At 72.1% G+C, this 15,205-nt stretch carries 11 protein-coding genes; 5 read left to right on the top strand and 6 right to left on the bottom strand.

All coding sequences use genetic code 11. The annotated features are described in order from the left end of the window. Positions 1–25: 25 nt before the first annotated feature. The 4 genes from TR48_RS00670 to TR48_RS00685 all read left to right on the top strand — a co-directional run bounded on the left by TR48_RS00670 (position 26) and on the right by TR48_RS00685 (position 6,011). Positions 26–1,261, top strand: coding sequence for a sugar ABC transporter permease (locus TR48_RS00670; RefSeq protein ID WP_084728684.1), 1,236 nt, complete (start codon positions 26–28; stop codon positions 1,259–1,261). A 285-nt stretch (positions 1,262–1,546) separates the two neighbouring features. Continuing rightward, positions 1,547–3,448, top strand: a complete 1,902-nt coding sequence (gene dxs / locus TR48_RS00675) for a 1-deoxy-D-xylulose-5-phosphate synthase (protein WP_042363766.1) — start codon at positions 1,547–1,549, stop codon at positions 3,446–3,448. Positions 3,449–3,592: 144 nt separating this feature from the next. After that, positions 3,593–4,957 (top strand): ArnT family glycosyltransferase, encoded by a 1,365-nt coding sequence (locus TR48_RS00680; protein WP_236651942.1) that lies wholly within the window; start codon positions 3,593–3,595, stop codon positions 4,955–4,957. A 118-nt stretch (positions 4,958–5,075) separates the two neighbouring features. After that, entirely contained in the window at positions 5,076–6,011 is a 936-nt protein-coding gene (locus tag TR48_RS00685; protein ID WP_161789760.1) for a DsbA family protein, read from the top strand. Between the two features lie 275 nt (positions 6,012–6,286). Here the strand turns inward: TR48_RS00685 and TR48_RS00690 are convergent, their stop codons facing one another. The 5 genes from TR48_RS00690 to TR48_RS00710 form a co-directional block, all read right to left on the bottom strand. Next, entirely contained in the window at positions 6,287–8,416 is a 2,130-nt protein-coding gene (locus tag TR48_RS00690; protein ID WP_042363767.1) for a 3-hydroxyacyl-CoA dehydrogenase NAD-binding domain-containing protein, read from the bottom strand. Next, the gene (locus TR48_RS00695) at positions 8,416–9,639 is read right to left on the bottom strand and encodes a thiolase family protein (RefSeq protein WP_042363768.1); all 1,224 of its coding nucleotides are present in this window, start codon (positions 9,637–9,639) and stop codon (positions 8,416–8,418) included. Before TR48_RS00695 ends, TR48_RS00690 begins: the two co-directional genes overlap by 1 nt. A 171-nt stretch (positions 9,640–9,810) precedes the next feature. After that, on the bottom strand, positions 9,811–11,112 hold the full coding sequence (locus TR48_RS00700; protein ID WP_439654433.1) for an HRDC domain-containing protein: 1,302 nt from the start codon (positions 11,110–11,112) through the stop codon (positions 9,811–9,813). 217 nt (positions 11,113–11,329) lie between these two features. Continuing rightward, positions 11,330–12,055, bottom strand: coding sequence for a response regulator transcription factor (locus TR48_RS00705; protein ID WP_042363769.1), 726 nt, complete (start codon positions 12,053–12,055; stop codon positions 11,330–11,332). Between the two features lie 290 nt (positions 12,056–12,345). Next, complete coding sequence (locus TR48_RS00710; protein ID WP_042363770.1) at positions 12,346–13,053, bottom strand: DUF3000 domain-containing protein; 708 nt, start codon at positions 13,051–13,053, stop codon at positions 12,346–12,348. Between the two features lie 142 nt (positions 13,054–13,195). On the opposite strand from TR48_RS00710, the gene hemE reads away from it, so the two are divergent. Further along, complete coding sequence (gene hemE / locus TR48_RS00715) at positions 13,196–14,206, top strand: uroporphyrinogen decarboxylase (protein ID WP_236651955.1); 1,011 nt, start codon at positions 13,196–13,198, stop codon at positions 14,204–14,206. Between the two features lie 172 nt (positions 14,207–14,378). Here hemE and TR48_RS00720 read toward each other — a convergent pair. After that, positions 14,379–15,205, bottom strand: an 827-nt coding sequence (locus tag TR48_RS00720; RefSeq protein ID WP_084728654.1) for a DUF4349 domain-containing protein, incomplete at its 5' end; no start/stop codon positions are given.

The raw sequence follows: 15,205 nt of genomic DNA on the forward strand, positions 1-15,205 counted from the left end.
CGACACCAAGACCACCCCGAACACGATGCCGGGCCCCGCCGTCGACCCGCGGCTGCTCCAGCGCGAGTCGGGCCTCTCGGGCTACCTCACCGAGTTCGTCCGCAAGGTCCGCGGCGGCGACCTCGGCTCGCTGCCGGTCATCATCGGCCTGATCGTCATCTGGCTGGTCTTCAGCCTCAACGACGACAAGTACTTCGCCGCCTCGACGGCCGAGTTCATCGCCTACTACATGGTGGGCATCGGTCTGCTCGCCGTCGGCCTGGTCTTCGTGCTGCTGCTCGGCGAGATCGACCTCTCGGTCGGCGCCGTCAGCGGTCTGGCCGCCGCCGTCTACGCGGTGCTGTCCGTCAACGACCACGTCGACCCGTGGCTCGCGGTGCTGCTCACGCTGCTCACCGGCACCGCGATCGGCGCGCTGCACGGCTTCGTCTTCGCCAAGATCGGCGTGCCGGCCTTCATCGTCACCCTGGCCGGCTTCCTGGCCTGGCAGGGCGTGATGCTGTGGCTGCTGGGCAACTCCGGCACCATCAACCTGGACGACAAGGGCCTGAACCACTTCCTGTCCGGGAACTCGTACTTCCTCGGCGGCGACATCTCCGGCGCCTACATCCTGGCCGTGCTCGCCGTGGCGTCGCTGCTCTTCGGCGGCTTCAGCGAGCAGCGCCGCCGCCGCTCCGCCGGCGTCCCGTTCAAGCCGACCAGCGAGCTCGTGCTGCGCGCGGCGCTGCTGGCGATCGGCGCCTTCGGTGCGGCCTACGTGCTCAACCAGGCCAGCGGCGTGCCGAACGCGCTGGTGCTCTTCCTGGCGCTGCTGATCATCTGCGACTTCGTGCTGCGCCGCACGAGCTACGGCCGCAAGATCTTCGCCGTCGGCGGCAACATCGAGGCGAGCCGCCGCGCCGGTATCTCCGTCCCGGCCATCCGGATCTCCGTCTATGCGATCTCCGGCACCTTCGCCGCGCTCGGCGGTCTGGCCATCGCGGCCACCACCAACGCGGCCGGCCAGGCCGGTGGCGACCCGAACAACCTGATGATGGCCATCGCCGCGGCCGTCATCGGCGGCACCTCGCTCTTCGGCGGGCGCGGCCGGGTCTGGTCCGCCCTGCTCGGCATGCTGGTGATCGAGTCGATCAACGCCGGCCTCTACATGCTCGGCCTGACCCTGGACATCCAGTACATGATCACCGGTGGCGTGCTCCTCGCCGCCGTGGTCGTGGACTCGCTGTCCCGGCGCACCCAGAAGTCCTCGGGACGCGCCTGACGTCCTGCTCGGGGGACGGCCAGCACCGCCGGCCGTCCCCCGAAAGGACGCGCGAAACGCCGTCCGCCCTCCGCAACGTGTTCGGTTCTCTTGAGGGGGAGAGCCGGTCACGGGGCTGACGGAACGCAAAATGACCGCCCGGCACCGATACCGCTCCGGTGCCGGGCGGTCGCGCGCGTGCAGAGGACAACTAGACTGAGCGGACTTGGGCGTCCACGGCCGCCCGGGTGGGAGAGGGCACCGGGCGAAGACGCCCGGCGCCGGACAGAGATAGAGGAGGAACGGGTGGCCCTGCTGACCCGCATTCGGGGACCGCGCGATCTGGACCGTCTCAGCCCGGGACAGCTGGCCGTGCTGGCCGAGGAGATCCGTGGCTTCCTGGTCGAGGAGGTCTCGAAGACGGGTGGCCACCTCGGCCCCAACCTCGGTGTCGTCGAGCTGACCATCGCCCTGCACCGGGTCTTCGAGTCGCCGAAGGACCGGATCCTCTTCGACACCGGGCACCAGTCCTACGTCCACAAGATCCTCACCGGCCGTCAGGACTTCAGTCGCCTGCGCAGCAAGGGCGGCCTCTCCGGCTACCCGTCGCGCGGCGAGTCCGAGCACGACGTCATCGAGAACTCGCACGCCTCGACCGTCCTCGGCTACGCCGACGGCCTGGCCAAGGCCAACCAGCAGCTCGGCCACGCCGACCGCCACGTCGCCGCCGTCATCGGCGACGGCGCGCTGACCGGCGGCATGGCCTGGGAGGCGCTGAACAACATCGCCGAGAGCGACCGCCCGGTGATCATCGTCGTCAACGACAACGAGCGCTCCTACTCGCCGACCATCGGCGGCCTGGCCAACCACCTCGCCACGCTGCGCACCACCCAGGGCTACGAGCGCTTCCTGTCCTGGGGCAAGGACGCGCTGCAGCGCACGCCCGTGGTCGGCCAGTCGCTGTTCGAGACCCTGCACGGCGCCAAGAAGGGCCTGAAGGACTTCATCGCGCCGCAGGGCATGTTCGAGGACCTCGGCCTGAAGTACGTCGGCCCGATCGACGGTCACGACGTCTCGGCGCTGGAGTCGGCGCTCAAGCGCGCCAAGGGCTTCGGCGGCCCGGTCATCGTGCACTGCCTGACCCAGAAGGGTCGCGGCTACCGCGCCGCCGAGCAGAACGAGGAGGACCGCTTCCACGCGGTCCCCGTCATCCACCCCGACACCGGCCTCCCGGTGAAGACGGCGGGTCAGGACTGGACCTCCGTCTTCGGCGAGGAGATGGTCGCCATCGGCCGCGAGCGCAAGGACGTGGTCGGCATCACCGCCGCCATGCTCCACCCGGTCGGCCTGGCCCCCTTCGCCAAGGAGTTCCCGGACCGCATCTACGACGTCGGCATCGCCGAGCAGCACGCCGCGGTCTCGGCCGCCGGCCTCGCGACGGGCGGCCTGCACCCGGTCGTCGCCGTCTACGCGACGTTCCTGAACCGCGCCTTCGACCAGGTGCTGATGGACGTCGCGCTGCACCGCTGCGGCGTGACGTTCGTGCTCGACCGAGCCGGTGTCACCGGCGCGGACGGCGCCTCGCACAACGGCATGTGGGACATGTCGATCCTTCAGGTCGTCCCCGGCCTGCGCCTGGCCGCTCCGCGCGACGCCGACCAGCTGCGCGCGCAGCTGCGCGAGGCCGTCGAGGTCGAGGACGCGCCGACGGTCGTCCGCTACTCCAAGGGCAACGTCGGCCCCGCGGTCGCGGCCGTCGGCCGCGTCGGCGGCATGGACGTCCTGCTGGACGGCAGCGTCGACGGCGCGGACGCGGACGTGCTCATCGTCTCCGTCGGCGCGATGGCCCAGACCTGCCTCGACGCGGCGGACAAGCTCGCCGCCCAGGGCATCGCCGTGACGGTCGTCGACCCCCGCTGGGTCAAGCCCGTCGACCCGGAGCTCGCGCCCCTCGCGGCGCGGCACCGCGCGGTCGTCACCGTCGAGGACAACGGCCGCGTCGGCGGCGTCGGCGCGACGATCGCGCAGGCCCTGCGCGACGCGGGCGTCGACGTCCCGCTCCGGGATCTGGGGATCCCGCAGCAGTTCCTCGACCACGCCACCCGCGACGAGATCCTCCAGGAGATCGGCCTCACCGCCGAGGGCGTGGCGGAGAAGGCCGCCGCCCTGGTCGCCAAGGTCTCCCTGGACCCTGCGACGGTGCTGTAGTTGCAACCTCCCAAGGGGCGCGGGGAACTGCGCGAGCGACCACCCGGTGCGGATGGCCCTGCTCGTTCGGCGACTCACCACTTCGGTGGCCTGGCGCGCAGCGCCTCGCGCCCCTGGGTGCTGCAGCTGGCTCTCCTCGCAGCCGTGACCGTCCTGGTCCACGTGCCGGCGTTCACGCGGGCCTTGTGGAACCCCGACGAGGGGTACCTCGCGACCGAGGCGCGGATGCTCGCGCACGGCGGGACGCTCTACGTCGACGTCGTGGACCGCAAACCGCCGCTGTTGCCGTGGCTCTACCAGGGCGCGTTCGCGCTCTTCGGCTCGGACTCGCTGTGGCCGCTGCGCGTACTCGCGGTCCTCGCCTGCCTCGCGACAGCGCTGTTCACCGCCGCCGTCGCCCGTCGCCGCTGGGGCGACGCCGCGGGGACGGGCGCGGGGCTGTTCACCGTGCTGCTCAGCGTCGCGCTCGCGCCGGAGGACACCCAGGCGGCGACCTTCGAGGTCTTCATGCTGCCCGCCACCGCAGCGGCGTTCTGGTGCGCGAGCACCAGGCGCTGGGCCGGTGCGGGGCTCGCCGCGGCCCTCGCCGCGATGGTGAAGCAGACCGGGGGAGTCGTCCTGCTCCCGGCGCTCTACCTGCTCTGGCGCGACGATCGGCGCCCCCGCGCCGCCCTGCGGCTGCTCCTCGGCTTCGTCGTTCCCGTCGCCGCGCTCGCCCTGTTGACCGGCCCGAGGAACTTCCTCTTCTGGGTCGTCTCCGGCTCCGGCGACTACGCCTCGCTCGACGGGGCCTGGACCACCGCGCTGGGACGGGCCGCCGGGAACGCGGGGATCATGCTCGCCGCCGTCGTCCCCGCGGTGATCCTGCTCGTTCGCAGCCTGCGCGTCTCGCTCCGCGAGGAGACTGACGTGTGGCTGTGGTTCGCCGGCTCCGCCGTCGGGGTCGTCGTCGGGTTCCACTTCTTCGGGCACTACTACCTCCAGCTCGTCCCGCCGCTGGCCCTGCTGTGCGCCGGGGCCCTGCACCGCGTGGCCGAACCGCGCTGGACCCGGGTCGCGGTCACCTGGACGGCGATGGCCGCCGCGGTCTTCGTCGCGCTCGGCCTCCTCGCGTCGACGCAGCCGCTGACGCGCGTGCGGACCGTGGCGCAGGCCGTCGACGCGGACACCGGCCCTGACCAGCGCGTGCTGGTCTGGGGCATGCACCCGGAGATCTACTGGCTGGCCGACCGCGCCCCCGCGAGCCGCTACCTGACCGCGGGGCTGCTCACCAACTTCGCCGGCGGCCGGGGCGGCAAGGGCGTGGGGGTCCAGAAGGCCGTGGCGGGCGCCTGGACGACCTTCGAGCGGGAGGTGGCCGCCCATCCGCCCGCGCTCGTCGTGGACGACTCCCAGGGCGCTCCCTACGCCCCCGCGGCCGTCCCGCCGATCCGGGACCTGCTCGCGGCGCGTTACGAGCGGGTCGGGACCGCGGGGGGCGCGGTGATCTACCGGCTGCGCGGGCGTTGAGCCATGATCCAGTTGAAGCCTTCACATGTTCGCATGAGAGGCTGACCCCCGTTCCCCGAACTGAGCAGTAGGCCAGTCGGACACACAGCACGGACCGAGTAGTCGAGGACAGGTGGAAGTGAAGAGCTCCACGGACAACAGCCCGCAGCCGGCGGGGGCGTCAGTTCGGAGTACGCCGTGGCGCCGCTGGATCGTGGCCGGCGGTGTCGTCGTCGCGATCTTCGTGGTCGCGGGCCTGATCGGATCCGTGGTGCGGGCCCACAAGGAGACCCAGCTGGCGCCTCCGGCCGGGGCGATCGGCACGCCCGCCCTGGCCGTTCCGGAGTACGGCCACGCGGCCGTCACCCTGACCGTCTACGAGGACCTGCGCGACCCCGCGACGCTGGCCTTCGAGAACACCTACGGCGCGACCCTGCGCCAGCTCGTCGCCTCCGGCGTGGCCAACGTCTACTACCACGAGACCGACGGCGTGGACGCCAGCCAGGGCGGCGACGGCTCGCTCCAGGCGGGCAACGCGCTGGGCTGCGCGCTGGACGCGAAGAAGTTCGCCGACTACCGCGCGGTCCTGCTGAACCACCAGCCGGCCGAGTCGGACGACGCCTTCGCGTCGACGAGCGAGCTGATCACGCTGGCGAAGAAGATCAAGGGCCTGGACACCGACGTGTTCCGCGCCTGCGTGGACAACGGCGACCACAAGGTCTGGGTGCAGGACTCCACGAAGGCGTTCACCGCGCTGAAGCTGGGCGCGGCCCCGGTCATGGTGATGCAGAGCGCGGCCGACGCCGGGGCCGGCAACGCGAACGCGACGACGGTCGTCTCCGCGACGCAGTCGCTGACCCCGCAGCAGCTGCGGGACCGCGTCCTCGCCGCGGCGGTCTCGGCCACCCCGTCCTCGGGCGACCTGCCCTCCATCGCCGTCACCAACGGCGCGACCCCGACGCCGACGGCGTCGCTCACGCCGAGCACCTCGGTGTCGGCGAGCCCGAAGCTCAAGGCGGCCAAGGACAAGAAGCCCACGGCCTCCGTCACCCCGTCGGCCTCCGTCACCCCCTGACGCGCCCGGCGAACCCTCCCGCGGGAACGCGACCAACCCCAGGCCCCGGCCCTTCGGCCGGGGCCTGCGGCATCCCCGCCGCAGCCCCAGTGCTTCGGCGCCGCGCACGGCCGCCTGAGCCGGGCCCGACGCCCGGGTCGGCAGCCCGGGACAGCGACACCGCGACGGCCCGACTGGGACCCCGGCGCGGGAGCCGGTCGGGTGGGAGGCAAAGCGGAAGGGCGGCTTCCCGAGAGGATCTCGGGAAGCCGCCCTTTTGGGTGTCAGCTATCGCCTCACGCCGGGACGCTCGCGACGCCCTGGGCGAGGAAGCGCTTGCCGTTGGCCCGCTCGGAGACGCCCGCGCGGTCCAGGTACGGCGTGATGCCGCCCAGGTGGAACGGCCAGCCCGCGCCGGTGATCAGGCAGAGGTCGATGTCCTGCGCCTCGGCGACGACGCCCTCGTCCAGCATCAGCTGGATCTCCTGGGCGACGACGTCCAGCGCGCGGTCGCGGACCTGCTCCTCGGTGAGGACCTTGTCGCCGACCTGAAGCAGCGCGACGACCTCGGGGTCCAGCTCCTGCTGGCCCGACGCCCAGGTGTAGAAGCCGCGCTTGCCGGCCTGGACCACGCGGGCCAGGTTCTCGGAGACGAAGAAGCGCTCGGGGAAGGCGGTGTGCAGGGTCTCCGACACGTGCAGGGCGATGGCCGGGCCGACCAGCTCCAGCAGCATGATCGGGGACATCGGCAGACCGAGCGGCTCGACGCCCTTCTCGGCGACGGCGATCGGGGTGCCCTCGTCGATGATCTGCTGGATCTCGCCCATGAAGCGGGTGAGAATCCGGTTCACGACGAACGCCGGGGCGTCCTTGACCAGGACGGCGGTCTTCTTCAGCTTCTTCGCGACACCGAACGCGGTCGCCAGCGACGCGTCGTCCGTCTTCTCGCCGCGGACGATCTCCAGCAGCGGCAGGACCGCGACCGGGTTGAAGAAGTGGAAGCCGACGACCCGCTCCGGGTGCTCCAGCTTCGACGCCATCTCGCTGACGGACAGCGAGGAGGTGTTGGTCGCCAGGATGCAGGTGGGCGAGACCACGGCCTCGACCTCGGCGAAGACCTGCTGCTTGACGCCCATCTCCTCGAAGACGGCCTCGATGACGAAGTCCGCGTCGCCGAAGGCGGCGGCCTTGTCGAGCGAGCCGGTGACGAGCGCCTTGAGGCGGTTCGCGTTGTCGCCGTTGATCCGGCCCTTGGCGAGGAGCTTGTCGATCTCGCCGTGGACGTAGCCGACGCCCTTGTCGATGCGCTCCTGGTCGATGTCCGTGAGGACGACCGGCACCTGGAGGCGGCGGGCGAACAGCAGCGCGAGCTGCGAGGCCATCAGGCCGGCGCCGACGACGCCCACCTTGGTGACCGGGCGGGCCAGCGACTTGTCCGGCGCACCGGCCGGGCGCTTGCCGCGCTTCTGGACCAGGTTGAAGGCGTAGATGCCGGAGCGCAGCTCGCCACCCATGATCAGGTCGGCCAGCGCGGCGTCCTCGGCGTCGAAGCCGGCCTGCAGGTCGCCGTCCTTGACCTGGGCGATGATGTCCAGCGCCCGGTAGGGGGCCGGAGCGGCGCCGTGGACCTTGCCGTCGACGACGGCGCGGCCCCAGGCGACGGCGTCGTCCCAGGCCTGACCGCGGTCGACCTCGGGACGCTCGACGGCGAGGGCGCCGGTGAGGACCTTGGCGGTCCACAGCAGCGACTGCTCGACGAAGTCGGCCGGCTCGAAGATCGCGTCGGCGATGCCGAGGTCGAAGACGTCCTTGCCCTTGAGCTGCTTGTTCTGGGCCATCGCGTTCTCGATGATGACCTGGACGGCCTTGCCCGCGCCGATCAGGTTCGGCAGCAGGGTGCAGCCGCCCCAGCCCGGGACCAGGCCGAGGAAGCACTCCGGCAGCGAGAAGGCCGGCAGGCCCGAGCTGACGGTGCGGTAGGTGCAGTGCAGGCCGACCTCGACGCCGCCGCCCATCGCCGCGCCGTTGTAGAAGGCGAAGGACGGGACGGGCAGGGCCGCGATCCGCTTGAAGACGTCGTGGCCGCCCTTGCCGATGGCCAGCGCGTCGCTGTGCTCCTTGAGCACCTCGACGCCCTTGAGGTCGGCGCCGACCGCGAAGATGAACGGCTTGCCGGTGATGCCGACGGCGACGATCTCGCCGGCCGCGGCCTCACGCTCGACCTGGTCCAGCGCCTCGTTCAGCTTGGCGAGGGAGCCCGGGCCGAAGGTGGTCGGCTTGGTGTGGTCGAAGCCGTTGTCCAGGGTGATCAGCGCGAAGCGGCCGGCGCCCAGCGGCAGGTCGAGGTGACGCACGTGAGCGGTCGTCACGACCTCGTCCGGGAACAGCTCGTGAGCCTTGAGCAGCATCTCGGTGGTGGTGGTCATCACTTGCTCCCGTTACCGTCGAAGTGCGGGTTCTCCCAGATGACCGTTCCGCCCATGCCCATGCCGATGCACATGGAGGTGAGGCCGTAACGGACGTCCGGACGCTGCTCGAAGCGGCGGGCCAGCTGGGTCATCAGACGCACGCCGGAGGAGGCCAGCGGGTGGCCGAAGGCGATCGCGCCGCCGAAGGGGTTGACCCGCTCGTCGTCGTCGGCGATGCCGAAGTGGTCGAGCATGGCCAGCACCTGGATGGCGAAGGCCTCGTTGATCTCGAACGCGCCGATGTCGGAGATGGACAGACCGGCCTTGGCCAGCGCCTTCTCCGTCGCCGGGACCGGGCCGATGCCCATGACCTCGGGCTCCACGCCGGCGAAGGCGAAGGAGACCATGCGCATCTTGACCGGCAGCTCCAGCTCGCGCGCCACGTCCTCGGCGGCGATCAGGGAGGCGGTGGCGCCGTCGTTCAGGCCGGCCGCGTTGCCGGCGGTGATCCGGCCGTGCGGGCGGAAGGGGGTCTTCAAGTTCGCCAGCGACTCCAGCGTGGTGCCCGGGCGCATCGGCTCGTCGGCGGTGGCCAGGCCCCAGCCCGTCTCCCCGCCCTCCGGGTTGGTGCGGCGGATGGCCACCGGCACCAGGTCGGGCTGGATGTTGTTGTCGGCGTAGGCCTTGCCGGCCTTCTCCTGGCTGCGGACGGCGTACTCGTCGCAGCGCTGCTTGGTCAGGTGCGGGAACCGGTCGTGCAGGTTCTCCGCGGTCATACCCATGAACAGGGCGGACTCGTCGACCAGCTTCTCGGAGAGGAAGCGCGGGTTCGGGTCGACGCCCTCACCCATGGGGTGGCGGCCCATGTGCTCGACGCCACCGGCGAGGGCGACGTCGTAGGCGCCGAAGGCGATGCCACCGGCGACGGAGGTCACCGAGGTCATCGCGCCGGCGCACATGCGGTCGATGGAGTAGCCCGGAACGGACTTGGGCAGACCCGCCAGCAGGGCGGCGGAGCGGCCGAGCGTCAGGCCCTGGTCGCCGATCTGGGTGGTGGCGGCGATCGCGACCTCGTCCACGAGGGCCGGGTCCAGGTTCGGGTTCCGGCGCAGCAGCTCCCGGATCGCCTTGATCACCAGGTCGTCGGCGCGGGTCTCGGCGTAGATGCCCTTGGGGCCGGCCTTGCCGAAGGGGGTGCGGACGCCGTCGACGAAGACGACGTCCCTCGCGGTACGAGGCACGGTGGCTCTCCTCCCAAGCGCCCGTTCGCAGCGGGCACGGTGTGGTCACAGGGGAACGGAGCAGCCGACGGCGGCAGAAGCTCGCGACTGCGGCTCACGACTGCGACGTCCCGAGAGTGATGCTACCCGCCGGTAACCAACGCGCCAAGGAGGGGAGGGATGAGCCGTGGGTCACTCCACGGCGGAAGCGTGCGCCGCGGCGCCGTTCGGGCTCACCCGCGCGGTCACGAAGGCCCGGGCGATCACCGGGGAGACCTGCTGAACCTGCCACGGACGCGCGCCGAGCACCGCGAGCGCGTCCGCCACCGATCCGTCGGTGACCCGGGAGGGCGGCGTCCAGGCGAGGCGGCGCACCAGCTCGGGGGTGACCAGGTTCTCCTGCGGCAGGTGCAGCTGCTCCGCGAGCGTGGTCACGGCGGCGCGGGCGGCGGAGAGCCGGGCGGCGGCGAGGGGGTCCTTGTCCGCCCAGGCGCGCGGCGGAGGCGGTCCTTCGTGCGTCGCGGTGGCCGTCGGCAGCTGCAGCTCCGGCAGCGCCCGGGCGACCTCGATCGCGGCTATCCACTGTTCCAGCGCGCGTCGGTGCATGCGCGGCCCGAAGCCCGCCACGGCCTGCAGCCCGGCGATGGACGACGGCATCGCCAGCGCGGCCGCCACGATCGCGGCGTCGGAGAGCACGCGGCCGGGGGAGACGTCGCGCTCGCGCGCCAGCCGGTCCCGCACCTGCCACAGCTCCCGCACGGCCGCCAGCTGCCGACGTCGGCGGATCTTGTGCACGCCGGACGTCCGCCGCCACGGGTCCACCCGCGGCGCGGGCGGGGGAGCGGCGACGATGGCGGCGAACTCCTGCTGCGCCCACTCGAGCTTGCCCTGGTCGTGCAGCTCCTGCTCGAGCGCGTTGCGCAGCTCGACCAGTACCTCCACGTCGAGCGCGGCGTAGCGCAGCCACGGCTCAGGCAGCGGGCGCGTCGACCAGTCGACGGCGGAGTGGCCCTTCTCCAGGCTGAGCCCGAGCACGTTCTCGACCATCGGCCCGAGACCGACGCGCGGAAAGCCCGCGAGGCGTCCGGCCAGCTCGGTGTCGAACAGCCGGGTCGGCCGCATGCCGAGCTCGGCGAGGCAGGGGAGATCCTGGTTGGCCGCGTGCAGCACCCACTCGTTGTCGGCGAGCACGGCCCCGAGCGCGGAGAGGTCCGGACATGCGACCGGGTCGATCAGCGTGCTGCCGGAGCCCTCGCGACGCAGCTGCACGAGGTACGCCCGCTGCCCGTACCGGTACCCGGAGGCCCGCTCGGCGTCGATCGCCACCGGGCCGTGCCCGCGCGCGAACCGGCGGACGATTGCGTCGAGCGCGTCCGCGTCCGCGATCACGGGCGGAATGCCCTCGCTCGGCTCGAGCAGAGGCACCGCGTGGACCGCCTGCCCGGGGGCATCGCTGCTTGCTTGGTCGATGGCGTCTTCAGGGGCGTCGGTCACGAACAAAGACTACGCCCGTAGCCGGTCGATGCTCTTCCGGTGCGCCAAGCGGTTGCACCACTAGGGGCGCGGGGAACTGCGCGAGCGACCACCGTGTGCGGACGGCCCTGCTCGAGCGGTGACTCATCACACGGGGGTGGCTTGTCGCGCAGTTCCTCGCGCCCCTGGTAGTGCAGCGGGAGGTCCGCCGAAACGTTCCCTCCGGGGAGGGGCAGGATCAGTGGATGATGCCCGTCCGGAGCGCCACCGCGACCATGCCCGCGCGGTCGCCCGTGCCGAGCTTGCGGGCGATGCGGGCCAGGTGGGACTTCACGGTGAGCGCCGAGAGGCCCATGGCGACGCCGATCGCCTTGTTGGACTGCCCCTCCGCGACCAGGCGCAGGACCTCGACCTCGCGGCCGGAGAGCTCGCGGTACGCCTGCGGCGCCGGCTGGCCCTGGGCCGGGGCGGAGCCCGGGACGCCGGGGCCGGGCGGCATCTGCATGCCGGGGCGCCGCAGGTGGGACGCCGAGCCGGGGAGGCCCGGGCGCAGTGCGGGGACGCCGTTCATGCCGGGGCGCTGCGGGACGCCGTTGCCGACGCGGGTGCCGGTCACGACGTAGCCCTTGACGCCGCTGGCCAGCGCACTGCGGACCGCGCCGATGTCGTCGGCGGCGGAGAGCGCGAGACCGTTGGGCCAGCCGGCGGCGCGGGTCTCGGCCAGGATGGCGAGGCCGGAGCCGTCCGGGAGGTGAACGTCGGCGACACAGATGTCACGGGGGGTGCCGACCCGTGGCCGGGCCTCGGCGAGAGAGGAGGCCTCGATCACGTCGCGCACGCCGAGGGCCCAGAGATGCCGGGTGACCGTGGAGCGAACGCGCGGGTCCGCGATGACCACCATGGCGGTGGGCTTCGTCGGACGGTAGGCGACCAGGTTTGCGGGGTGCTCAAGGAGAACGGACACCAGGCCTCCTGTGGTGAGGTGCCGGGAAGAGGGTCACTGTCTGCTTCGGCACCATCGGTGCCCGGCTTTAGCGAATGATCACGATTGAGTGAGGGGCAAATCGGGCAGTTCGGATGTTTTGTTCAGCCTGATTGAGCCTAAGTCACCCGAAAGTGATCAAAAGCGGTCGACACGCCGAACATGTGGCCCAAATGTCCGAAATCGGATACCCCAGCGTACGCCGAAGCTGACGAACCTTCACCTGATCGGCGTGAGGAACGTGGGGAACGTGAGGAAGGCCGAGCCCCGGCTCAGGCCCCGCCGCGCGGCTGGCGGCGGGTCGGCATCGGGACGACGCTGCTCACCTGTGAGGGCGCGGTCGGTGACGGTGCGCCCGGAGCGGGCAGCGGCAGCGGTGACGGCGGCAGGCCCGCGCACTGGCACAGCAGCTCGCCCCACGCACGCAGGTGCGCGCCCAGGTCGAGCGAGCCGTCACCGCGCGGGACCGGCGTCCAGGACGCACGGATCTCGATCTCCGTGCTGGAGGGGCGGTCCGCGATCGCGCCGAAGTACTGCGAGTACGCGCGCGAGACCGTGCCGCTGGGCTCGGTGTAGGCGCAGCCGAACTGCTCCAGCGCGTCCGTCAGCCAGGACCAGCCGACCTCCGCGAGCAGCGGGTCGTCCGCGATCTCGCGCTCCAGCTCCGCCTGCGTCAGCGAGACCAGCCTGAACTCGCCCCGCCAGGCCTCGTGCCCGGAGGGGTCGTGCAGCAGCACCAGCCGGCCGTCGGCCAGCTCCTCGCCGTCGGACTCGACGGTCGCGGTCAGCGCGTAGGCGTAGGGCGCGAGACGGCGCGGGGCGGGGGTGTTCCCGAGCGTGATCTCCGACCGCATCCGGGTGCCGAGCAGCTCCGTGACGGCCGCCCGGAACGGCTCGGGAACCGACGGCTCCCCCGACGCCCCGTCACCGAACCCGGAACCGCCCTCGTACCTCGGCTTTCCGCCGTTCACCCCAGCCATGCCGGAAGACTATGCGCCCGGCCGGTCCGCGCAGCGCAGACACCACGGAAGAGGCCCGCTTCGAGCGTGCGAAGATTTCAGGGTGACCCAGAGCGAGAGCGGCCCGATCGGCCAGAGCAGCCCCACGTACGACTCCGCGTTCATGCGCGCCTGCCGTGGGGAGGAGGTTCCGCACACCCCGGTCTGGTTCATGCGCCAGGCGGGCCGTTCGCTGCCGGAGTTCCGCAAGGTCCGCGAGGGCATCGCGATGCTGGACTCCTGCATGATGCCGGAGCTGGTCAAGGAGATCACCCTGCAGCCGGTCCGCCGGCACGGCGTGGACGCGGCGGTCTACTACAGCGACATCGTGGTGCCGCTGAAGGCCATCGGCGTCGACCTGGACATCAAGCCCGGCGTCGGCCCCGTCATCGCCCACCCCGTGCGCACCCGTGAGGACCTCGCGCAGCTGCGTCCGCTGGAGCCCTCCGACGTCCCCTACGTCACCGAGGCCGTCGGCCTGCTGGTCGCCGAGCTCGGCGAGACGCCGCTGCTCGGCTTCGCAGGTGCGCCGTACACGCTGGCCAGCTACCTCGTCGAGGGCGGCCCGTCGCGCACCTATGAGAACACCAAGGCGATGATGTACGGCGACCCTGAGCTCTGGGCCGAGTTGATCGACCGTCTCGCGGTCATCACCGCGGGCTTCCTCAAGGTCCAGATCGAGGCCGGGGCCTCGGCCGTCCAGCTTTTCGACTCCTGGGCGGGCGGGCTGGCGCCGGACGACTACCGGCGCTCGGTGATGCCGGCCTCGCAGAAGGTTTTCGCGGAGGTCGCCTCGTACGGCGTCCCGCGGATCCACTTCGGCGTGGGCACCGGTGAGCTGCTCGGCCTGATGGGCGAGGCGGGCGCGGACGTGGTCGGCGTGGACTGGCGCGTCCCGCTTGAGGAGGCGGCCCGCCGGGTCGCCGGCGGCAAGGCGCTGCAGGGCAACCTGGACCCGACGGTCCTGTTCGCCCCCGAGGCCGCCGTCCGCGCCAAGACGGACGAGGTCCTCGCCTCCGCGAAGGCCTCCGGCCGCGGCCACGTCTTCAACCTCGGCCACGGCGTCCACCCGACCACCGACCCCGACGCCCTCACCCGCCTCACGGCGTACGTGCACGAGCAGACGGCGAAGTAGCTGCACTCTCCGGGGGCGCGGGGGACTGCGCGAGCCACCACCGGCGTGCGGATGACCCTGCTCGTGCAGCGACTCACCCACAGTGGCTGTCGCGCCCCCGCTGGGGGCGCCTCCCGGCCGAAGGCTGAGGGCGGAGCCGCATGCCGGCAGCGCCCCGCGCCCCCTGGAGGTGCTACTTCTCGTCTGCCTCGGCTTTCCGGCCGCGGCGGGTGAAGCGGAAGATGCCGTAGCCCAGCAGGGCGAGCAGTAGCAGGAACGGCAGGCTGGCCGTGAGCGCGACCAGGAGGCCGCGACCGACCAGGTACAGGCCGTGCCAGCCCGCGCCGAGTGCGTGGCCTGCCGCGCCCCACGCCCCGGAGGGCTTCGGCTTCGCCGAAGGATGCGGGGCCGCGGTCTGGAAGAGCTCGACCGTCACGGTCGACATCGCGACCTGCCCCTGCAGGGAGGCGATCTGGGACTCCAGCGAGTTGAGATCGGACTCCCGCTGGGTGACCGCCTGCTCCAGGGTGAGCATGTCGTTCAGTGAGCCCGCCTGCCTCATCAGCGCGTCGAGCCGGTCCAGGCTCGCCCTCTCGCTGGTGACGCGGGCGTCGAGGTCGACCACCTGCTCGGTGACGTCCTGGCTGGAGCGCTCGCGGGCCAGGAGCGTTCCGAGCGAGGAGAGCTGGGTGAAGACCGCGTCGTAGGACGCGGACGGGACGCGCAGGGACAGGACCGCGGCCTCGCCCGAGGCCTGGGGCGGCGGGGCGAGCGGGATGGCCTGCGGAGTGCCGGAGTCGGAGGCCGCACCGCCGTTCCAGGGCATGGTCGTGGCATCGCCGACCTGCTCGGAGTCGATGTAGCCGCCCACGGACCGGACCAGCGTCTGCGCCTGCTGCACCGCCGCGTCGACGTGCGCGGAGCGCAGCTGGATCTCACCGCTGTAGATCACCGACCGGTTCGACGTCGCCCCGTCCTCCGCGCCCGTCGCCCCCGGCGAGGGCGCGGAGGACGGGGCGC

The organism is Streptacidiphilus neutrinimicus, assembly GCF_000787815.1.
In the GTDB taxonomy this organism is placed as follows: Bacteria; Actinomycetota; Actinomycetes; order Streptomycetales; family Streptomycetaceae; genus Streptacidiphilus; species Streptacidiphilus neutrinimicus.

Bases quoted from the DNA above. Each gene is read 5' to 3' on its own strand.
- TR48_RS00670 (WP_084728684.1), top strand. From the start codon at position 26: ATGCCGGGCCCCGCCGTCGACCCGCGGCTGCTCCAGCGCGAGTCGGGC.
- TR48_RS00710 (WP_042363770.1), bottom strand. From the start codon at position 13,053: ATGGCTGGGGTGAACGGCGGAAAGCCGAGGTACGAGGGCGGTTCCGGG.
- TR48_RS00690 (WP_042363767.1), bottom strand. From the start codon at position 8,416: ATGACCACCACCACCGAGATGCTGCTCAAGGCTCACGAGCTGTTCCCG.
- hemE (WP_236651955.1), top strand. From the start codon at position 13,196: ATGCGCGCCTGCCGTGGGGAGGAGGTTCCGCACACCCCGGTCTGGTTC.